General features: G+C 73.1%; 17 protein-coding genes and 1 pseudogene. 11 read left to right on the forward strand and 7 right to left on the reverse strand.

Annotation, left to right across the window (positions count from 1 at the left end; all coding sequences use genetic code 11):
* The 6 genes and pseudogenes from AB8A24_RS13455 to AB8A24_RS13480 all read right to left on the reverse strand — a co-directional run.
* Window positions 1-621 (reverse strand): annotated as a pseudogene (locus AB8A24_RS13455) (hypothetical protein); the annotation flags it as partial.
* 195 nt (window positions 622-816) lie between these two features.
* Window positions 817-1281 carry a type II toxin-antitoxin system PemK/MazF family toxin gene (locus tag AB8A24_RS13460; RefSeq protein ID WP_328960566.1) on the reverse strand — a complete coding sequence of 155 codons (465 nt, stop codon included), beginning with the start codon at window positions 1279-1281 and terminating at the stop codon, window positions 817-819.
* Between the two features lie 66 nt (window positions 1282-1347).
* Window positions 1348-2010: an O-methyltransferase gene (locus AB8A24_RS13465; protein ID WP_328960565.1), complete on the reverse strand. Its 663-nt coding sequence runs from the start codon at window positions 2008-2010 to the stop codon at window positions 1348-1350.
* A gap of 78 nt (window positions 2011-2088) precedes the next feature.
* Window positions 2089-3495, reverse strand: a complete 1407-nt coding sequence (locus AB8A24_RS13470; RefSeq protein ID WP_328960564.1) for an amidase — start codon at window positions 3493-3495, stop codon at window positions 2089-2091.
* Between the two features lie 61 nt (window positions 3496-3556).
* Window positions 3557-4252, reverse strand: coding sequence for an alpha/beta fold hydrolase (locus tag AB8A24_RS13475; protein WP_369475755.1), 696 nt, complete (start codon window positions 4250-4252; stop codon window positions 3557-3559).
* Window positions 4253-4362: 110 nt separating this feature from the next.
* On the reverse strand, window positions 4363-5655 hold the full coding sequence (locus tag AB8A24_RS13480) for an MFS transporter (RefSeq protein ID WP_369475757.1): 1293 nt from the start codon (window positions 5653-5655) through the stop codon (window positions 4363-4365).
* A gap of 291 nt (window positions 5656-5946) precedes the next feature.
* Between AB8A24_RS13480 and AB8A24_RS13485 the strand changes: the two genes are divergently transcribed.
* From AB8A24_RS13485 to AB8A24_RS13530, 10 genes are all read left to right on the forward strand, one after another.
* Window positions 5947-6996 (forward strand): LacI family DNA-binding transcriptional regulator, encoded by a 1050-nt coding sequence (locus AB8A24_RS13485; RefSeq protein ID WP_328960561.1) that lies wholly within the window; start codon window positions 5947-5949, stop codon window positions 6994-6996.
* 203 nt (window positions 6997-7199) lie between these two features.
* Window positions 7200-8399 (forward strand): thiolase family protein, encoded by a 1200-nt coding sequence (locus AB8A24_RS13490; RefSeq protein WP_328960560.1) that lies wholly within the window; start codon window positions 7200-7202, stop codon window positions 8397-8399.
* 217 nt (window positions 8400-8616) lie between these two features.
* Window positions 8617-10056 (forward strand): aldehyde dehydrogenase family protein, encoded by a 1440-nt coding sequence (locus AB8A24_RS13495; RefSeq protein WP_369475759.1) that lies wholly within the window; start codon window positions 8617-8619, stop codon window positions 10054-10056.
* A gap of 89 nt (window positions 10057-10145) precedes the next feature.
* Window positions 10146-10544, forward strand: coding sequence for a thioredoxin domain-containing protein (locus AB8A24_RS13500; protein WP_328960558.1), 399 nt, complete (start codon window positions 10146-10148; stop codon window positions 10542-10544).
* A gap of 423 nt (window positions 10545-10967) precedes the next feature.
* Window positions 10968-11555: a TetR/AcrR family transcriptional regulator gene (locus tag AB8A24_RS13505; RefSeq protein ID WP_328965790.1), complete on the forward strand. Its 588-nt coding sequence runs from the start codon at window positions 10968-10970 to the stop codon at window positions 11553-11555.
* Between the two features lie 147 nt (window positions 11556-11702).
* Window positions 11703-13130 (forward strand): NAD(P)/FAD-dependent oxidoreductase, encoded by a 1428-nt coding sequence (locus tag AB8A24_RS13510; protein ID WP_369475848.1) that lies wholly within the window; start codon window positions 11703-11705, stop codon window positions 13128-13130.
* Window positions 13131-13388: 258 nt separating this feature from the next.
* Window positions 13389-13928 (forward strand): hypothetical protein, encoded by a 540-nt coding sequence (locus AB8A24_RS13515; RefSeq protein WP_328960557.1) that lies wholly within the window; start codon window positions 13389-13391, stop codon window positions 13926-13928.
* A gap of 55 nt (window positions 13929-13983) precedes the next feature.
* The gene (locus AB8A24_RS13520; protein ID WP_369475762.1) at window positions 13984-15696 is read left to right on the forward strand and encodes a hypothetical protein; all 1713 of its coding nucleotides are present in this window, start codon (window positions 13984-13986) and stop codon (window positions 15694-15696) included.
* Between the two features lie 82 nt (window positions 15697-15778).
* Entirely contained in the window at window positions 15779-16585 is an 807-nt protein-coding gene (locus tag AB8A24_RS13525) for a hypothetical protein (protein ID WP_369475764.1), read from the forward strand.
* 159 nt (window positions 16586-16744) lie between these two features.
* Complete coding sequence (locus AB8A24_RS13530) at window positions 16745-17509, forward strand: metallophosphoesterase (RefSeq protein WP_369475765.1); 765 nt, start codon at window positions 16745-16747, stop codon at window positions 17507-17509.
* Here the strand turns inward: AB8A24_RS13530 and AB8A24_RS13535 are convergent.
* Entirely contained in the window at window positions 17482-17796 is a 315-nt protein-coding gene (locus AB8A24_RS13535; protein ID WP_369475767.1) for a DUF2087 domain-containing protein, read from the reverse strand. The genes AB8A24_RS13530 and AB8A24_RS13535 overlap by 28 nt on opposite strands.
* A gap of 164 nt (window positions 17797-17960) precedes the next feature.
* Between AB8A24_RS13535 and AB8A24_RS13540 the strand changes: the two genes are divergently transcribed.
* Window positions 17961-20720, forward strand: coding sequence for a penicillin acylase family protein (locus AB8A24_RS13540; RefSeq protein WP_369475769.1), 2760 nt, complete (start codon window positions 17961-17963; stop codon window positions 20718-20720).
* Window positions 20721-20733 lie beyond the last annotated feature (13 nt).

Raw genomic sequence — 20733 nt, forward strand, 5'->3', positions numbered from 1 at the left:
GGCACCGGCCCGCCGGCCGGCGACCCGGCCGAGCGCCGCGTCCAGCGCGGCGAGCGTCTCCCGCGGGGAGGGCGGGAACTTCTGCTCGTCGTCCCCGAGGTCCCCGCTGACGTACGCCAGCAGGCCGTTGATCAGCTCCACCGACGGGAGCCCGGGCCCGCCGGCCCGCTGCGGTGCCCGACGGGCGAAGTGGAAGGCCTCGCCGTGCCGTTCGGCCTTGTCGGCGAGGACCGCCAGGCAGAACGCGTCGATCCAGCGGGCGGCGCTGACCGGCTGCGGGCTGCCGTCCGGGTCGGCGTCGTAGTCGAGTCCGAGGTCGACGTAGGTCAGGAAGACGTGGAAGTACGCGTTCGGGTAGTAGGCGGCGAACGACACGGCGCCGGCGGCCGCTTCGGCCGCGTCGTCCAGGATCGCCCTGGCCTCCGGCGTGTCGAGGTCGGGGGTCACCGCGGAGAACGCACCCAGGCCGTCGAGGAGCTGCAGCGTGATCTCCCACCAGGCGTAGGCGTCGATCCGGCCGCCCCGGGACCTGGAGTACACGTCGGAGATCATCCGGTTCGCGAAGTCCTCGCGCACCGCCGCCAGGGCGGCCTCGCTCACCCTGTGTCGTTCTATTCGCATGCCCGCTACTCCCTGTGTCCGCCTACGGGCCCCACCCTAGGGGGTGATTTGTCGATCGGGGCGGAGCCCGGCGCGACCGGCAGAACACTCCCCGGGAGATCGCCAGGACGGTCCGGGTCACGGACACGGGACGTCGGACCCGGCCCGGACGGTGGCCGCGGGTGCGAACGCGACCACCGCCGGGGCCCGCGAGCGCTATTGCCAGCCGTAGCGCTCGCGAAGCCGGTCCACGACCCGGTCGAAGCGGCCGCGGTCGAGCGCGCAGGCCTCGCGGCGCATCCCCGACTCGTGGACCCGCAGCACCCGGTCCACGTCCACCCAGGACTCGCGCCCGGCGCTGTCCCACGGACCCGTCCCGATCGGTACCCACTCCCGGTCGTGGTCGTGCCGCTTGCTCGACAGTTGTACGGCGAGCAGGGTCCGCCCGCCCGCCTCCCGGGCCACGACCAGCACGGGACGGTCCTTGCCGCGCCCGTCGTTCTCCTCGAAGGGGACCCAGGTCCACACGATCTCGCCGGGGTCGGGATCGCCGTCGGGGTCCGGGGCGTACTCGGTCCGCACGGGGCCGATGGCGTGCGGATCGGCCTCCGCGGTCGCGGTGTCGCCGTCGCGCCCGGGCTGCTCGATGTGGCCGTTGCTGTGGTGGGAAAGTGCCGTCATCCGGGTGAGGCTACTGGTTGCCGTGGCCCCGGTGGAGGAGGCGGGCACACGCGCCCACGCCGCGGTTCAGTCGGTGACCAGGGCCATGATGAGCCCGTCGTAACCCTTGCTGCCGACGGTCTGCAGGGCGGTCGCGGTCAACCGCGGGTGATCGGCGACGAGTTCGGTGAACCGGCGCACGCCCTGGACACGCGGGTCGCAGCTGTCCTCGTCGACGACGGCGCCGTCGCGGACGACGTTGTCGCCGATGATGAGGCTGCCGGGCCGGGTCAGTTCGAGGGCCCACCGCAGGTACTCGGGATTGGACGGCTTGTCGGCGTCGATGAAGACCAGGTCGAACGGCGCTTCGTCGGTGAGCGCGGGCAGCAGGTCGACGGCGCGGCCGCGCCGGATCTCCACGACGTGGTCCAGCCCGGCCCGGGCGATGTTGGCGGCCGCGACGTCGGCGCACCGCTCGTCGACCTCCAGCGTGACGAGCCGCCCGTCGGCCGGGAGCGCGCGGGCCAGCCAGATGGTGCTGTAGCCGCCCAGGGTGCCGATCTCCAGGATGCGGCGGGCGCCGCGGACGCGGGCGAGGAGGTTCAGCAGCTTGCCCTGGTTGGGGGCCACCTGGTGGGCGGGCAGGCCTGCGGCCTCGGAGTCGGCGGCCGCGGCGGCCAGGGCCTCGTCCTCCCCGACCAGCAATCCGTCGAAATAGTCGTCAACGGCCGTCCATGTCTGCTGAGTCATGGGTCGCGTCGCCCCTTCCGGTGATGTGGCATTCGATAGTTCCTCATGGGAACTTACCGGAAGGGGGTGTCGGCCCCGCTACCGGCCCGGCCGTACCGCCGCCCAGCCCTCCGCGGCCTCCACCTGCGCGGCCAGCCCCAGCAGCAGCGGCTCCGAGTCGGCCGGGCCCAGCAGTTGGGCCCCCATCGGCAGTCCGTCGGCCGTGAGGCCCGCCGGGATGTTCACCCCCGGCCAGCCCAGCACGTTCCACGTCCAGGCGTACGGACAGGCCGCGATCATCGCCCGGTCCGTGGCCATCGCCCCGAGCCCGGCCAGGGCGCCGATCCGCAGCGGCGGAGTGGCCGTCGTCGGGGTCAGCACCACGTCGAAGCGGTCGAAGACCTCGCCGACCCGCCGCCGCAGGGTCGTCTCCGCCCGCCGGGAGGTCCGCAGGGCGAGCCCGCCCAGGACGCGGCCCGTCCGTACGGCCTCGTGCGTGCGCGGGTCCAGCAGCGCGGGATCGGGTACCCGTGCCACCCAGTCCCGTACGCCACTGGTCGCGCGGGGTACGAAGGTCAGGCCGATCGGGCCGTAGCGCGGGTCCTCCGGGATCACCTCGTGGCCCAGCGACTCCAACCGCGCGGCCAGCCGCTCCACCGCGGAACGGACCTCAGGGTCCAGGTACTTGGGCGTCGCCGTGAAGGCCATCGCGAACGAGAGCGCGATCCGCAGCCGACGGGGCGTGCGACGGGCCGCCTCGACGGCGCAGATGCGCGCCGGGCGGTGCAGGTCCTCGGGGTGCGAGCCGCTCGCCGCGTCCAGCAGGAGCGCCGCGTCGGCGACGGTGCGGGCCAGCACGCCGTTGACCGTGAGCCCGTGGAAGGACTCCGGCTCGGGCCAGGTGGAGATGCGCCCGCGCTGGGGCTTCACACCCACCAGATGGGTCCAGGCCGCGGGGATCCGGACCGAACCGGCCCCGTCCGAGCCCAGGGCGGCCGGGACCAGGCCCGCCGCCACGGCGGCCGCCGAGCCTCCCGAGGAGCCGCCGGGCGTGTAGGCCCGGTTCCACGGATTGCGGGTCTCGCCGAAGGCCTCGCCCTCGGTGAAGGGCCACTGCCCCAGCTCCGGCGTCTGCGTCTTGCCGACGATCACGGCGCCGGCCGCGCGCAGCCGTCGTACCGCCTCGCTGTCCGCGGTCTTCGGGGCGAACGCCCCCGCGCAGCCGAAGGCGGTCGGCTCACCGGTCACGTCCATGTCGTCCTTGACCGCCAGCGGTACGCCCAGCAGCGGCAGCCGCTCGCCCGCGGCCAGCCGCCGGTCCGCCGCCTCCGCCTCCGCGAGCGCGGCCTCGGCGCGGACGGTCCGGAAGGCGTTGAGCTCCGGCTGGGCCGCGGCGATCCGGCACAGCGCCTCCTCGGTCAACCGCCGTGCCGACACGGTCCCTTCGGCGAGTGCGTCGACCATGTCGACCAGGCCGGCGGCCGTCGGAACAGCTGAATCGGACATCGCGTACCACTCCCCATTACCGGTCGGTAGGGTGACCGTAACGGGGAGTGGCCGGGTAGTTCTAGAGCCAGCCCTCCAGCGAGGCCATGAACCCGTCGAAGTCGTCCCGGTGAATGGTGTGTCCCGCCCCGACGACCGAACGCACCTCGAAACCACGGCTCTTGAGCAGCTGCGCCCGCTCCTGCGTGATCAGGGTGCTCGGGTCGGCGAGCTGGACGAGGGAGGGGACCACCGGTGCGGCCGGCATCAGGTCGGCGCCGACCAGCGGCGCGAGGCTCAGCGCGGTCCACTCGTCCCACACCGCCAGGGTCTCCAGCTCGATGTCGACGTCCACCTCGTCCCACCGCGGACTCATCGTCCGGATCTGCTCCTTGGTCGCCGTCTTGAACTGCGCGAGCAGCTCCGGGCCGAATCCGTCGACCGGGGCGGCCAGATGGAACGCGGGGTCGGAGAACACGGCTCGGGCCGGCCGCAGCCGGTCCACCGCGAGTGACAGGGTCAGGCCGCCGAGGGAGTGGCCGATGGCGAGTTCCGCGCCGGCCGGAAGGGTCTCGACCACGTCGTCCGCGAACAGCTCGGGGCTGTACGCGCCCCGGCCGCTGGCGCCGTGGCCCCGCAGGTCCACGGCGATGACGCGGTAGCCGTGGTCGGCGAGGGCGGGGCCGACCCGGCGCCAGGTCCGGTGGTCGGCCATGATGCCGTGGATCAGGAGGGCGACGCGGTCGCCCTCGCCCCAGGTCTGGGTGTGCAGCTGCACGATGTGCCTTTCTCGGCGGTGGATGTCGGTCGGGGTGGTGGAAGGTGCGGGCCGCCGGTGCGGAGCGGCGGTCGGTGCGTCAGCGCGTCACCGCGTCGGTACGTGGTACGTCAGCGCACGCTGCGGATCGGCTTCACGGCAAGGGCGCCCGCCACGGCCAGCACGGCCGCGACGACGAACAGCGCGGTGTACCCGCCGCTGAACGACACGATCACCGATGCGACGAACGGGGCGATGATCTGCGGCCCGGCATTGGCGATGTTGAGCACGCCCATGTCGCGGGCGGCGTCCTCGGCCTTGGGCAGCACCATGGTCACCAGGGCGGTGTCCACCGCCATGTAGCACCCGAACGCCAGCCCGTTGACCACGGCGAAGCACAGCATCGCCGTCCAGCTGGTCGACACGGCCGGGATGACGAGCGCGACGGCCGACAGCAGTGCGGAGGCGCCGACGAAGAGCTTGCGGCGGTCGAACCGGTCCGACAGGTATCCGCCGAGGACCGTGGAGACGACCATCGCCACGCCGGTCAGCGGCATCAGCACCGCCACCGCGGCCTCCGGCTTCATGCCGTCGGGCAGCACGGTGTGGTCCTGCAGGATGTAGAGCTGGTACCCGCTCACCGCGAAGTAGCCGAGCACGAGCAGCGCCCGCCCGATGAAGGCCCACCGGAAGTCGTGGTCGCGCAGCGCGCCGGTGAAGGCGGCGAGCTGCTCCTTGACGGGCATCGGGGCGCGGGCCGGGAGCCGCTGCTCGCGGCCGCAGGCGGTGAAGAGCACGGCGGCGCCCGCCACGAGTGCGCCGAAGACGAGGTATCCGGTGCGGTAGTCCTCGGAGAAGGCGGCGCCGATGAGCGCGCCGAGGGTGGAGCCGAAGGGCAGGCCGAGTCCGACGGCCGCGGAGGCCTTGCCGCGGGCGTCCATGGGCACCCGGTCGGGGACCACGGAGGTGATGGCCGCCTGGTAGACGTTCATGACGGCCTGCCCGAGGCACCAGGCGATCGTGATCAGCAGGATCGTGTCGGCGAGGCCCAGCAGGAACATCGCCGGTACGGCGGCGAGTCCACCGCCTAGGATCCAGGGGTCGCGCCGTCCGCTGCGGTCGGACAGGGCGCCGGCGACGGGGTTGAAGACCGTGGCGAAGATCGCCGAGACCCCCGCGATCAGGCCGAAGTTCGCCACTTTGTTCGCCGGATCGATGTCCTCGACCTGGAGCGCGAGCAGGACGCCGGCCACGCCGATGTAGAGGGCGTACATGGCGCTGTTGCCGACGAGCAGCAGGGGCAGCAGGCCGCGGCGTGCGGGGCCGGGTCCGGTGCCGCCTCCGGGTGTGGTGTCCGGTTCCGGGGGCGCGTCGGTGGTGGCGGCGGCGGAGCCGGTGCCGGTGCCGGGGGAGGAAAGGGCCACGATGCCCTCCTGGGCAGATATGCGGGCGGATGAGGGGAGGGGGAGGCGCGGTGGGGCGCGCAGGGGTACACAGGGCTACGCAGAAGTGCGCGCCGCCCTGTCACGACGGCGGGGGTGCGACGGAGCGCGACAGGACGGCGGCACGGCGGGGTACGGCGTCGACACATCGGACGTTGTGGGATGTGACGCCGTGGTTACACGTGTCAATGGCTCGTGTAACCACTGTGTAGCATTCGTTTCCGGCCATCCGCTAGCCCTCGGGCGCAATCGGTCTGGAAAGATGCCACGGCAATGTCTCAGTCATCGAAAACGCCGAAGCCTCCCGCCCCGGCCTCCGGATCGGCCACCCCGCCGCCGCCCCCCGTTCCGACGAGCGCCGACGTGGCCCGCCTCGCCGGTGTCTCGCGCGCGACGGTCTCGTACGTGCTGAACAACGCGGAAGCCGTACGCATCAGCGAGCCGACCCGCCGCAAGGTCCGCGAGGCCGCCGAGGAGCTCGGGTACGTCCCGCACGCCGCCGCCCGCAGTCTGCGCGCCGGACACACCAGGATCGTGCTGCTGCCCACCTCCCACGTGCCGATCGGGCCGCTCTACAGCACCTTCCTCAACGAACTCCAGTGGGCGCTGCGCCGCCTCGACTACACGGTGGTGCAGTACGGGAGCCTCGGACTCAGCGGCGACGAGGCCGTGCGGGCCTGGGCGGAACTGCGTCCGGTGGCCGTGATCTCCCTCGGCGAGATCACCCTCTCGGCGCGCAACGTCGCCACCCTCAAGCGGGCCGGAGCCCGCGCGGTGATCACGATGGGGCCCGTCGGCGTGCCCGGGGCGCACGCCCTCGTCATGGACCAGCAGGAGGTCGGCGTCCGAGCCGCCGCCCATCTCGTCGAGCGAGGGCGCACGCGGATCGGGGTGGTCGTCCCGGAGGAGGAGGGCCTGGAGCTGTTCTCCGTGCCCCGGCTCTCGGGCGCCCGCTCGGTGCCGGGCGCCGAGGTCGTGGCCCTCCCGATGGCCTACTCCGAGGAATCGGCCGCGGATCTCGCCGGCCGCTGGCGCGGGCTCGGGCTGGACGCGGCGTTCGCGTACAACGACGAGTACGCGATGCTGCTGATGCGCGCCCTCCAGGACGAGGGGCTCCGCGTCCCCGAGGACGTCGCCGTGATAGGCGCCGACGACCTGCTCATAGGGCGGCTGCTGCGGCCCCGGCTGAGCACGGTCCGCCTGGAGATGCCGACCGGCGCCCACCTGGCCTCGCTGGTGGACCACGCGGTGCGCGAGCCGTCGGAGGTCACGGAGCGGCACGACCTGATGGCGGCGGCCGCCATCCACCGGGAGTCGACCTGACGGTGCCCGGACGGTCCGGACGGTCCGGACGGCCCGGGGGCGCGGGGTCGGGAGCCGGGCAGCCCCAGGGGGCCGTTGACAGGCGGTGACGTACGGACGGAGACTGCGGGCGCGCCCCACCGGGCGTGCCCGGCGGCGTGCCCCGGTGTCCACACCGGCACCGACGCGCCACCGCCCGTACGGATCCGCCCAGGAGAGCCCCCATGAGCATCCGCACCGTCCGCGACGTCTACGTCGTCGACGCCGTCCGCACCCCGATCGGCAAGTTCGGCGGCGCCCTCGCCGGGGTCCGACCGGACGATCTGGCCGCGCACGTCGTGCGCGCGCTGGTGGAGCGTACGCCGGACCTCGACCCGGCCCGCATCGACGACGTCGTCTTCGGCGACGCCAACGGCGCGGGCGAGGACAACCGGGACGTGGCCCGCATGGCGGTGCTGCTGGCCGGGCTGCCGGTGAGCGTCCCCGGGGTCACCGTCAACCGGCTGTGCGGCTCCGGCCTCGAAGCCGTGATCCAGGCCGCCCGCGCCATCGCGCTCGGTGACGCCTCCGTGGCCATCGCGGGCGGTGTCGAGTCGATGAGCCGCGCCCCCTGGGTCGTGCAGAAGCCGGAGCGGGCCTTCCCGGCCGGGCACCAGCAGATGTGGTCCACCACCCTGGGCTGGCGGATGACCAACCCGCGCATGCCCGAGGAGTGGACCGGCTCGCTGGGCGAGGGCGCGGAACTCGTCGCGGACAAGCACGGCATCACCCGCGAGGCGCAGGACGCCTTCGCCCTGGAGAGCCACCGCAAGGCGGCGGCCGCCTGGTCCGCCGGGCTCTACGACAACGAGGTCGTCCCGTACTCCGGCGCGGACCTGGTGCGGGACGAGTGCATCCGGGAGGGTTCCACGCCGGAGGCGCTGGCCCGCCTGAAGCCGGCCTTCCGGACGGACGGCACGGGCACGGTCACGGCCGGCAACGCCTCCCCGCTCAACGACGGCGCGGCCGCGCTGCTGTTGACCGACGAGGCGGGTCTGGCGGCCACCGGCCGGGAGCCGCTCGCCCGGATCAGCGCGTCCGCCGTCACCGGGATCGAGCCCCAGCTCTTCGGCCTGGGCCCGGTGGACGCCGTCCAGCGGGCGCTCGCCAAGTCCGGCCGCGGGCTCGCCGATCTGACCACCTTCGAGCTGAACGAGGCTTTCGCCGCACAGGCGCTGGGCTGCCTGGCGGCCTGGCCGGAGCTCGACCCGGCCGTGGTCAACCCGCGGGGCGGCGCCATCGCGATCGGCCATCCGCTCGGTGCCTCGGGCGCCCGGCTGGCGGGTTCCGTCGCGCACCAGCTGGCGGCGGCGGGCTCCGGCACCGGCATGGCGGCCCTGTGCATCGGGGTCGGGCAGGGCATCGCCCTCGTCCTGGAGCGCTGACCCGGGCCCGGGCCCTCGGAGTGCCGCCCGGGGTGTCCCTCGGGTGGTCGCTCGGGCTGCCCGTCGGGGGTGGCCTGCCATCCGGGCGTCGATCGTTTCCGGTCACCGCTCGGCGTCAACTGCCCAATAACTGAACAGATGTGGAGCCTCCGGTCTGGCACGATGGCGCGTGCTGCCGCCCCCCGCCCCGCCCATCCCCACCCGGAGGCCCCGCGCCATGCCGCTCCTCGATCCGACGCTCTGGCAGGACGGACCCACCCTCACCGGCGGCTCCGCCCCGGTCGTCGAACCCGCCACCGGCCGCACCCTCGCCACCATCGACCTCGCCGCGCCCGCCGATGTGGCGGAGGCCGCCGTACGGGCCCTCGCGGCGCAGCGGGACTGGGCGCGCACCACCCACCCGGAGCGGGCGGCCGTGCTGCGCCGCGCCGGGGACCTGTTCACCGCCCACGCCGACGAGCTGCGGGAATGGCTGGTCCGCGAGTCCGGCTCGATACCCGGCAAGGCCGACTTCGAGCTGCACGTCGCCGCGCAGGAGTGCTACGAGGCCGCCGCGCTGGCCTCCCGCCCCGCGGGGCAGGTGCTGCCGAGCGAGGCGCCCCGGCTGTCCTTCACCCGCCGGGTGCCGGCCGGGGTGGTCGGGGTCGTGGCCCCCTTCAACGCGCCGCTGATCCTGGCGATCCGCTCGGTCGCGCCGGCGCTGGCACTGGGCAACGCGGTGCTGCTCAAGCCGGACCGGCGCACCGCCGTCTGCGGCGGGCTCGCCCTTGCCGCAGTCTTCGCCGCGGCCGGGCTGCCGGGCGGGCTGCTGCAGGTCCTGCCCGGCGGCACCGGGACGGGCGCCGCGGTGGTCGCCGACCCGCGCGTGCGGGTGGTGTCCTTCACCGGATCCACCGCCGCCGGCCGGTCCGTCGGCGAACTGGCGGGCCGTCATCTCAAGCGTGTGCACCTGGAGTTGGGCGGGAACTCGGCCCTCGTCGTGCTCCGCGACGCCGACATCGAGTCCGCCGTGGCCCAGGCCTCCTGGGGCTCCTTCTTCCACCAGGGCCAGATCTGCATGACCGCCGGGCGGCACCTCGTGCACGCCTCGCTCTACGACGAGTACGTCGAGCGGCTCGCCGCGCGCGCCGAGGAACTGGCCGTGGGGGATCCGTACCGCGAGCGGGTCCACCTGGGCCCGCTGATCGACCGCGCCCAGCTGGACCGGGTCCACGCCCTGGTGGAGGCCAGCACCGGGCAGGGGGCCAAGCTCGTGGCCGGTGGCACGCACCGGGACCTGTTCTACCGACCGACCGTGCTGGCCGGCGTCGCCGACGACACCCCCGCCTACACCGAGGAGGTCTTCGGCCCGGTGGCGCCTGTACGGTCCTTCTCGACGGAGGAGGAGGCGGTGGCGCTGGCTTCGGCGGGCCCCTACGGTCTCTCCCTCGGGATCGTGACCCGGGACGCGGCGCGCGGGCTCGACCTGGCCGATCGGATCCCGACCGGGATCGCCCACATCAACGACCAGACGGTCAACGACGAGGCCGTCGCCCCGTTCGGCGGAGTCGGAGCCTCCGGCACCGGTGCCCGCTTCGGCGGCGAGGCGAACCTGGACGCCTTCACGGAACTGCGCTGGACCACGGTCCGCAGCACCCCGGCGGGCCACCCGTTCTAGCCGGCGCCGTTCACGCGCGGAATGCGGAATGCGGAAGGCAGGCTGTTCGTTCAAGGGAGCAGACGGCTCAATCAGGAGGTCTGGACACCGTGGCTACAGTCGAGCTCACCAAGGAAAACTTCGACCAGACGGTCAGCGAGAACCCGTTCGTGCTGATCGACTTCTGGGCGGGCTGGTGCCGGCCGTGCCTGCAGTTCGCCCCGGTCTACGAGCGGGCCTCCGAGGCCCATACCGACCTCGTGTTCGCCAAGGTGGACACCGAGGCGCAGCAGGAGCTGGCCGGGGCCTTCCAGATCACCTCGATCCCGACGCTGATGATCGTCCGGGACCAGGTGGCCATCTTCGCGCAGCCCGGTGCGCTGCCGGAGGCGGCCCTGACGGACCTTATCCAGCAGGCCCGGGCCCTCGACATGGACGAGGTCCGCGCGAAGATCGCCGCGGAGCAGCAGGGCGCGGGCGACGGGGACGCCGGCACGGCGCAGGCCTGACGCCCGCGGATCCGCCGGGCTCACGTGAGCCCGGCGGATCCGCGCCCGCCCCAGGTGCCCGCCCCAGGGGCCTGTGCCCGAGGCGCACAGGGGCCGCGCCGGGATGCGGACCGGGAGGCTCCTGCGCTCCTCGGCGGGGAACGTCCGGTTGCCGATGTCCTTGCACAGGTCGCGCTGCCACACCCGGGGTCGAGCGGCAGGACGCCGCCGGGGCCCGCGGGGTCGGCGGCCTCTCCCTTCTCATGTCCGTGACCCTGCGCGGGCGCTCGCTGCTGCCCGAGCCCGGGGCGGCCCGGTGTGGACCGCCCCCTCCCGAAATGGAAAGTCTTTCTAGAAAAGAATCCAGTAATGAGGTGCTTTAGGCTGAACCCGACGAGGATCGAGGAGATCCGCCGCCGCGAGGAGACCGAGGACGCCTGCCCGATGCCGAAGCAACAACGCGGCGAAGCCACTGTCGAACAGGTCCTGGACGCGGCGCTCCGCATCTACACCTCGTCCGGGGAAGCCGGCCTCACCCTCGGCACCATCACCAGCGCCAGCGGGGTCAGTTCCGGCAGCATCTACCACCACTTCGGCAGCCTCGACGGCGTGGTCGCCGCACTCGCGCTGCGCTCCCTGGACCAGCTCCTGAGGGAACTCGCGCCGGCGCTGATGCAGGCGGCCGACGCCCGCTCCGGCATCCGGGCCGTCGTGCTCGCCTACCTCGACTTCGTACGGGACCGCCCCGACGCGGCCCGCCTCATCCACTCCGTCACCGCGGATCGTCTGGGCATGGCGAACGCACGCCGGATCCGTGATTCCCAGGAGGCCCGGCTGACGCCGATCGCCCGCTGGATCCACGCGCACCAGGAATCGGGCGAACTCGCCGTCCTCTCGGCCCCCTTGATCGAGTCCCTCGCCCTGGGCCCGGTGGTCGCCGTCGTCCGGCGCTGGCTCACCGTGGGCGATGTCGACCTGGAGGAAGCGGCCCGTGAACTGCCCGACCACATCTGGCGGTCGGTCAGCGCCTGACCCGGCCGCCGCGGGACGTCACCACGCCGACGCCGCCCGTCATCTCGCGCATGTCGCCCGGACCACACGTAGAGTGACGGGACATTAGCCCCTGACCGGGATTCTCATGGGTCCTGGTGGACCCTCTGGAACCCTTGGAAGGTGTCTGTGTCGGAAGCGGTGGAGTACGACGTGGTGGTCCTCGGTGGGGGACCGGCCGGTGAGAACATCGTCGACCGGACCCGCGCCGCCGGGCTGAGCACGGCGCTCGTCGAGAGCGAACTGGTGGGCGGAGAGTGTTCGTACTGGGCCTGCGTCCCCAGCAAGGCGCTGCTGCGCCCGGCGCTCGCCCGGGCCGACGCCCGCCGGGTGCCGGGCCTGGCCGGCGCCGTCCAGGGGCCCCTGGACACGGCGGCGGCGCTCGCGCACCGCAACTACTGGACCGGTGACTGGAAGGACCAGGGCCAGATCGACTGGATCGACTCGACCGGAGCCCACGTGTACCGGGGTCACGGCCGGCTCTACGGGGTCCGCAAGGTCGCCGTCACCAGCCCCGAGGGCGAGCACCACATCCTGTCGGCCCGGCACGCGGTGGTCGTCGCCACCGGCACCCGGGCCGTGATCCCGGACCTCCCCGGGATCGCCGGGGCCCGCCCCTGGACCAGCCGTGAGGCGACCTCCGCGCAGGAGGCCCCCGGCCGGCTGCTGATCGTGGGCGGCTCGGTGGTGGCCGTCGAGATGGCCACCGCCTGGCAGGCCCTCGGCTCGCAGGTCACCGTTCTCGCACGCGGCGACGGGCTGCTGCCGCGGATGGAGCCCTTCGCGGGAGAACTGGTCGCCGAGGCGCTGCGCGAGGCCGGGGCCGAGGTCCGTATCGGGGTGTCGGTGGAGGCGGTGGTACGGGACGGCTCGACCGGTCCCGTCAGCGTGGTCCTGGAAGGCGGCGAGACGCTGGAGGGCGACGAGTTGCTGACGGCGACGGGTCGCGCGCCACGGACCGAGGACATCGGACTGGACACCGTCGGGCTGCCCGCCGGTCGGTGGATCGACGTGGACGACACCTGCCGGGTGCCGGGGCACGACTGGCTGTACGCCGTCGGGGACGTCAATCACCGCGCGCTCCTCACCCACCAGGGCAAGTACCAGGCCCGGATCGCGGGCGCCGTGATCGCGGCCCGCGCGGCCGGTACCCCGCTGGACACCGCGCCCTGGGGCGCACACACGCCGACCGCCGACACCCGCGCCGTCCCGCAGGCGGTCTTCACCGATCCGGAGGCCGCCGCCGTGGGTCTGACCCTGGCCGAGGCCGAACGGGCCGGGCACCGGGTGCGCGCGGTCGACTACGACATGTCCAAGGTCTCCGGCGCCGGTCTGTACGCCGACGGCTACAAGGGCCGGGCCCGCATGGTCGTCGACCTCGACCGCGAGGTCCTCCTCGGGGTGACCTTCGTCGGCCCCGGCGCCGCGGAGCTGATCCACGCGGCCACCGTCGCGGTCGTGGGTGAGGTACCGATCCAGCGCCTGTGGCATGCGGTGCCGTCGTTCCCGACCATCAGCGAGGTCTGGCTGCGGCTGCTGGAGACGTACCGGGGGTGAGCACCGGCCCTCGGGGGCCTGGACACGGCCCGGCCGCGCCGCACGGCGCAGCCGGGCCGTTCTGTTGCCCCGTGTCGTCCGGTGACCCGTGTCGTCCGGTGACCCGTGTCGGTCCCCGGATCGGCTTTCCCCGCAATGAAGTTGATCGGCCGTCACGTTCGTGCGGATGGCGTGAAGTAGGCATGCAACCTTGATCGAAATTAGGTTAGCCTTACCTCAATTCTTGCTGACTTCCCGTGCCTGAAAGGTGTCCCAGTGATGCGTGCTGCCTCCCTGCCCCGTACCGCCGCCCGCGCGGCCGTCGCCGCCTCCGCCGCCGTCGCACTCGCCGTCGGCGCGGCCGGTTCCGCCTCGGCCGCCACCTCGACACGTACGGTCACCGACGGCGCGACCACTTTCGACCTCAGCCTCACCGCGCCCTCCTCCGCCGCCGCGACCGGTCAGAACGTCACGGTCACGGGCAGCGGATACAACACCGCCAAGGGCATATACGTGAGCCTCTGCGCCGTCAGCGGCGCACCCGGCGCGAGCAAGCCCACCCCGTGCCTGGGCGGTTCGGACCAGTCGGGCACCACCGGCGCCTCGCACTGGGTCAACAACACCTTCGGCGGGACCCTGGCCAACACCTCCACGTTCGGTACGGGAGGCACCTTCAGCGTGACCATCCACGTGAAGGCCGACCTCGGCGGCGGCCAGATCTGCGGCGAGACCGTCGAATGCGCCGTCGTCACGCGCGCGGACCACTTCAACTCCTCGAACCGCAAGTACGACGTCCACGTCCCGGTGACCTTCAACTAGGCCGTCTGGACCGTCTCTTCCTGCCCTTGCCCCCGACGTCGTCGACGAGGAAGCCATGACACCCCGACACCCCCTCACCCCCGGTCGCGCCGGCGCCGCATCCGCCGCGTTGGCGCTCGTACTGGCCTCGGCCGCCACCGGAAGTCCCGTATCGGCAGCCGGGGGTGAGGGGGCCGACGTACCGCAGGGCACCGTCGCGTACCGGTCGGTGGCGCAGTTCACCACGGCGGGCAAACCCCGTGACCTGCTGCTGCACCCGGACTCGAAGAAGTTGTACGTCGGTTCGGACGATCTGCCCGAGACCGCCGACGTCAACGAGAGCGGGCTGCACGTCCTGGACCCCGCCGACGGCAAGGTGCGCAGCACCGTCGGCCAGGCACCCGGGCCCACCGGCACGCTCGGCCGGCGGGCGGTGCGGCAGCTCCTCGCGCCGCTGCCCGGGGACGGGGCGGTCTTCTCCTATCCGCTGCGCGGCATCGGAACCGCGAAGGACGGCGACGCCGCCGCGGCGGGCGCGTGGGTGCCGGGTGCGGCCGTCACCCACGCCGCCGCCGGGCTCACCCGCTCGACGGTGCTGGTCGCGCAGGGGCCCGTACTGTCGGAGGTCGACATCGCCACGGCGGCCGTGAGGCGCTCCGTCACGCTGGAGGGCGGCGACGGGTTCGCGGTCGACGCGGCGCGCGGCACGGTGTGGTTCACGGACATCGCCCACCGCCGGATGTACCGGATCGACGCTGCCTCCTTCCAGGTCACCGAGACCGTGGAACTCCCGGCCGGGGAGGGGTTCGGCGGGTTCACGGAGGTGGATCCCGAGACCGGCGCGGTGTGGGTCGGGCTGGACTCCTCCGTCGTCGTCCACGACGCGACGGGCAAGCGGCTGGGCACCCTCCGGGGCGCGGGCACCGACATGCCCCGCGCGGCGGCCTTCGACGCCACCACGCACCAGGCGTTCGTCGTGTGGCAGGACGCGGGGGACAGCTCGCAGCCGGGCAGCGACAACGACGGAACGCTCACCGTCCACCGCGCCCGTGACCTCCAGGAGGTCGCGAAGCCGGTCGTACTCCCCGGCCTCCACATGCAGTTGGGCAGCGCGGCGGTCGCCGTCGAGCCCGGTGGGGCGAGCGTCTTCGTATCGGACCCGGTGGCCGGCCGGATCACCCGGCTGGAGCGGGCCACCTCCCCGCAGGTCACCCGTAGCCCGGCGGACCGCTCGGTCGCGGCCGGGACCGAGGTCTCGCTGACGGCGGAGGCCGAGGGGGTTCCCCGACCCACCGTCGTCTGGCAGGTCAGTACGGACGCGGGCCGGACCTGGCAGGCCGTGGCGGGCGCCACCTCGCCGACGTACACCTTCACGGCGGCGCTCTCCGACAGCGGCCGCCGCTACCGGGCGGAGTTCGGCAACGACGCCGGTGTGGGCCGAACCGCCGAGGCCACCCTCACCGTCACCATCCCGGACCCCACCACGGGCGGCAGCGGCCCCTCCACGGCCGGGGGAACCGGAAGCACCGACGGGACGGGCTCCACCGGCTCCGCCGGGAGTACGACGGGCGGTTCCGATGGCGGCTCCGACGGCGCTTCAGGTACCCCCGGCAGCGTCGGCGGCGGTTCGACCGGTGCCATGGTCGGCGGCGGCAACCACACCGCCCCCGGCGGCGGTGCGCTCGCCTCCACCGGAGCTACCGTGGCCACCCTCGCCGGGAGCGCCGTCGCCCTCACGGCGGCCGGCTGGGTACTGCTGCGCCGCACCCGGCCGCGCAGCACCGGCTGAGGGCCGGCGCCAGGCCTACGCGGTCCGCCGGACACATGACACCCGGCTGCGTCGGTGGCTCGACAGCCCTTAGCCTCTGCATGTGAACCCCCGCCGCAGCCGGATCGAGTATCCCCACCCCGCCGAGCTCCCTCCCGCGCACACGTTGCTGGAGACCACGGACTGGGCGTCGCTGGCCACACCGTGCGGGACCGGTGAATCCCTGCCCGCGGCGCTGATGCGTCTCACCGACCCGGACCCGGTGGTCAGGGAGTCCGCCCTCCCGGACGCGCTGGGGGCGGTGACCCACCAGAACAGCATCTACGAGGCGACCGTTCCGGTGGCGCTCTACGTCGCGGCGATCCTCGACCATCCGGCCATCGCGACGGACCGTTCCCGCCACGACGGCGAGACACCCCGGACCGGCCCGACTCTCGTGCGGCTGCTCGACTGGCTCGGCGACACCGCTTATGACGCCGACGACGAGTGCGTCGCCCTCGGCGGCGGCGATCGCGTCGAGGATTTTCTCGATGAATGCCAGGAGATGCGTGCGTTTCGGGACGCACGCCCGGCCATCCTCTCCGCCGTTCGCACCCTTCTCGGTCACGACCGCGCCGATGTACGCCACGCGGCGCTGGTCGCAGCCATCCCCCTCATCGAGCACCCCCACCTCATCGAATACCGCGCCGACCTGGCCGATCACGCCCGGAGCCTGCTGGCCACCAGCACCGACCGGCGCCACCGGGACCGCGTCTTCGACGGGTTGAGGGCCTGGGGGCACGACACCAGCGGCCTGGAGAACGCGTCCGACATCGCGGCCCGCGAGCACTACGCCCGCCTCAGGGCCGCACGAGCGTCGTGGGGAGCCGGCTGGACGGGCGGGGGCTACAGCCAAGACCCGCCGTTCTGACGCACGGTCCGCAGCGGCTTACCGATCACCCGGGGCCCCTGCCTATGATCACCGCCACCGGGGGACGAGGTCTTCGCGTACGACGGGGCGGGTGATGGTTCGGCGTGTTGAATGGGTGTCCACCCCCTCTCTAGACCAGAGACGAAGGAGACACCGCACGTGATCGTGATCGCCCACCTCAGCGACGTCCATCTCGACGGTGACCGGCGCGCGGCCGACCGCACCCGCGCCGTCATGGAGTATCTCGACGGCCTTCCGCACGACTTGGACGCCGTACTCGTGAGCGGGGACATAGCCGACCACGCCGCGGACGCCGAGTACGAGGAGGCCGCGAAGCTGCTGCGCTCGCGCCACCCGCTGGTCGTCTGCCCCGGCAACCACGACGAGCGGGCCGCCTTCCGCCGCGGCCTGCTGGGGGAGGGGTCCCCCTCCACCGAGCCCGTCGACCAGGTGCTGCGCGGCGAGGGCTTCGTACTCGCCGTCTGCGACTCGTCCGTTCCCGGCGAGCACCACGGCTTCCTGGAGGAGTCCACCCTGGCCTGGCTGAACGGCGTACTGACCGACACCCCGCGGGCGATCCCGGTCCTGGTCGCCTTCCATCACCCGCCGGTGCCGCTGCACACCCCGTACGTGGACGAGATCCGCCAGTTCGGGGAGGAGCGGCTCGCCGCCCTCGCCGAGCGCCACCCACACCTGACCGCTTTCCTGTGCGGGCACGCGCACACCGCCGCGGCCACCACCTTCGCCGGCCGGCCGGTGCTGGTCGCGCCCGGGGTCGTCTCCACGCTCCGGCTGCCGTGGGAGCCGCGGACCGGGTCCGACGAGCACGTGCACCTCGACGAGCCGCCGGCCGTCGCCTTCCACGTGATCGGTGACGACGGCCGACTGACGACCCACTACAGGGTGGTCGCCGCCCGCCGATAGGCACGGCCGTCACGGGTCCGCGTGAGCCGGCCCGAGGTGATCAGATACCGCCGCAACGCCGAACAGTCCTCGTGAACGGTGCGCAGCGCCTCGTTCACCTCGGGCTCCGTGTACTCCCGGTCCGCCGTGAAGAGGGTTTCCGTGAGGTGGGCGAGCAACTGCTCGCGCCGGGCGACCTTGCGCGGGATCACGGTGAGACGGCCGCCGGAGAAGAGGTCGGAGACGTCCCGTCGCGGCGGGCGCGGGGCGGCGGACTGCGGCGGCTGAGGCTCGGGGCTGTGAGACATGTCGGCGAGCTTCGCTCGTCCGCGCGGGGGAGGGCAACGCATTTTCCGCGCGGGAGCGAACGGTCCTACCCACGCCAAAAAGTGACGGTCGCTCATCTTACTGAGTGGTAGTCCCGCCAGTACCCTCCCCGTGACCGGTTCCTTGCCCCCACGGAGGAGCACGTATGCGACGTCCCACCGCTCGCCTGAGAACCGCCGTCGCCGCCGGGCTGATCGCCCTCGGCGCCGCCCTGATCTCCCCCCTCGCCCCCGCGGTCGCGGCCACCACCGCCGACGACCCGACACCGCTCCCGATCGCCGATCACTGCGGCGGCCAGTGCTCCGACATCCTGCCGCCCGGCCAGAACGGCAACGCGACACTCGCCCAGATCCTCCTGCACAAGGCCTTCGGCACCATGCCCGCCCACGCCTCCGACCAACTGGCGCGCTACGACTCCCTGGTGGCCGGATATCCCGGACTCACCGACGCCAAGGTCAACGACTTCTTCAACAACGCGGCCTTCGGAGTCCCCGCCGACCAGGTCGAGTCCACCACCAGCCCGCGCCCCGACGTCACCATCACCCGCGACAAGAAGACCGGCGTCCCCCACATCAAGGGCACCACCCGCTACGGCACCTCCTTCGGCGCGGGCTACGCCGCCGCCCAGGACCGCCTCTGGCAGATGGACCTCTTCCGACACGTCGGCCGAGGGGACCTGACCCCCTTCGCCGGCGGCGCCCTCGCCAACCAGGGTCTGGAGCAGCAGTTCTGGCCGCAGGCCCCGTACACCGAGGCCGACCTCCAGGCCCAGGTGGACCGCATCCGCACCACCGAGGGCGAGCGCGGGCGCCTCGCCATGGAGGACGCCCAAGCCTACGTGGACGGCATCAACCTCTACCGCACCCAGTCCAAGAACGGCCGCTACTTCCCCGGCGAGTACGTCCTCACCGGGCACATCGACTCGATCACCAACGCCGGTGAGATCCAACCCTTCAAGATCACCGACCTGATCGCCCTCGCCTCCGTCGTCGGCGGACTCTTCGGTGGCGGCGGCGGAGGCGAGGTCCAGGCCGCGCTGTCCCTGCTGGCCGCCCAGCAGAGGTACGGCCTGGAGGAGGGCACCCGGGTCTGGGAGTCCTTCCGTCAGCGCAACGACCCCGAGGCCGTGCTCACCGTCCACGACGGCACGAGCTTCCCGTACGCCCAGAAGCCCGCGAACCCGCAGGGCACGGCGCTCCCGGACGCCGGATCGGTCGTCGCCGAGCCGCTCGTGTACGACCGCAGCGGCGCGGCGACCGCCCCGGAGGCCGCCGACCCGCCCAAGCCGGTCAAGCAGAGCATGTCCAACGCCCTGCTCGTCTCCGGCGCCCACACCGCGAGCGGTCACCCGGTGGCCGTGTTCGGCCCGCAGACCGGCTACCTCGCCCCCCAACTCCTCATGCTCCAGGAGCTCCAGGGCCCCGGCATCAGCGCCCGCGGCGCCTCCTTCGCGGGCGTCAGCATGTACGTCCAGCTCGGCCGCGGCCAGGACTATGCGTGGAGCGCTACCTCCGCCGGACAGGACATCACCGACACCTTCGCCGTGGAGCTGTGCGAACCGGGCGGGCAGGCCCCCACCAGGTCGAGCGCGCACTACCTCCACCGCGGCATCTGCACGCCCATGGAGAAGCTGGAGCGCACCAACACCTGGAAGAAGTCCGTCGCCGACCCGACACCCGACGGCTCCTACCGCATGCAGGTGTGGCGCACGCACTACGGCATCGTCACCCACCGGGCCACCGTCGCCGGCAAGCCCGTCGCGTACGCGGCGCTGCGCTCCACCTACCGCCACGAGGCCGACTCGATCATCGGCTTCCAAATGCTCAACGACCCCTCCTACGTCAAGGACGCCCGCACCTTCCAGCAGGCCGCCGAGCACATCGGCTACGCCTTCAACTGGTTCTACGCCGACTCGCGCGAAGCGGCGTACTACAACAGCGGGTCGAACCCGGTCCGGGCGCCCGGAGTCGACGCCTCCCTGCCCGTGCACGCCCGGCAGCAGTACGAGTGGCGGGGCTTCGACCCGGCCGCCAACACCGCCGCCTACACCCCGCCCGCCGAGCACCCGCAGTCCATCGGGCAGGACTACTACATCAGTTGGAACAACAAGCAGGCCAAGGACTACGGGGCGGCCGGCTTCGGGATGGGCGCCGTGCACCGCGGCGACCTCCTCGACCGCCGCGTCAAAGCGCTGGTGGCGGCGGGCGGGGTGACCCGGGCCGAGCTGACCCGGGCCATGGCCGAGGCCGCGGTCACCGACCTGCGCGCCGAGAACCTGCTGCCCGAGCTGCTCGCCGTCCTGCGCAGCGCCCCCGTCACCGATCCGGCGGTGAGCGCCGCGATCGACAAGCTGGCCGCGTGGCAGGCGAGCGGTGCCCAGCGCAAGGAGACCGCCCGGGGTTCGAGGACGTACGCGCACGCGGACGCCGTCCGGATCATGGACGCCTGGTGGCCGCTACTGATCGAGGCGGAGTTCAGGCCCGGCCTCGGGGCCCCGCTCTACGACGCCCTGCGCGCCTCCCTGACGGTGGACGAGGCACCCAACGCGGGCCACGGGCCCACCGGTTCGCACGCGGGGTCGGCCTTCCAGTACGGCTGGTGGAGCTACGCCGACGAAGACCTGCGCATGGTGCTGGGACGGCCGGTCCTCGATCCGCCGTCCCAGGTCCACTGCGGGGGCGGCTCGCTCCCCGCGTGCCGGGAGGTCGTGGCCGCGACGCTGAAGCAGGCGGCCGCCGCCACCCCCGCGGCCGTGTACCCGGCCGACGGGACCTGCGCGGCCGGAAACCAGTGGTGTGCCGACTCGATCGTCCAGCGTCCGGTCGGCGGCCTCGCCCACCCGCAGATCAACTGGCAGAACCGGCCCACCTACCAGCAGGTGACGGAGTTCCCCTCGCACCGCTGAACGCGCGAGGTGC

It is taken from the genome of Streptomyces sp. BF23-19 (assembly GCF_041106355.1).
Lineage (GTDB): Bacteria > Actinomycetota > Actinomycetes > Streptomycetales > Streptomycetaceae > Streptomyces > Streptomyces virginiae_A.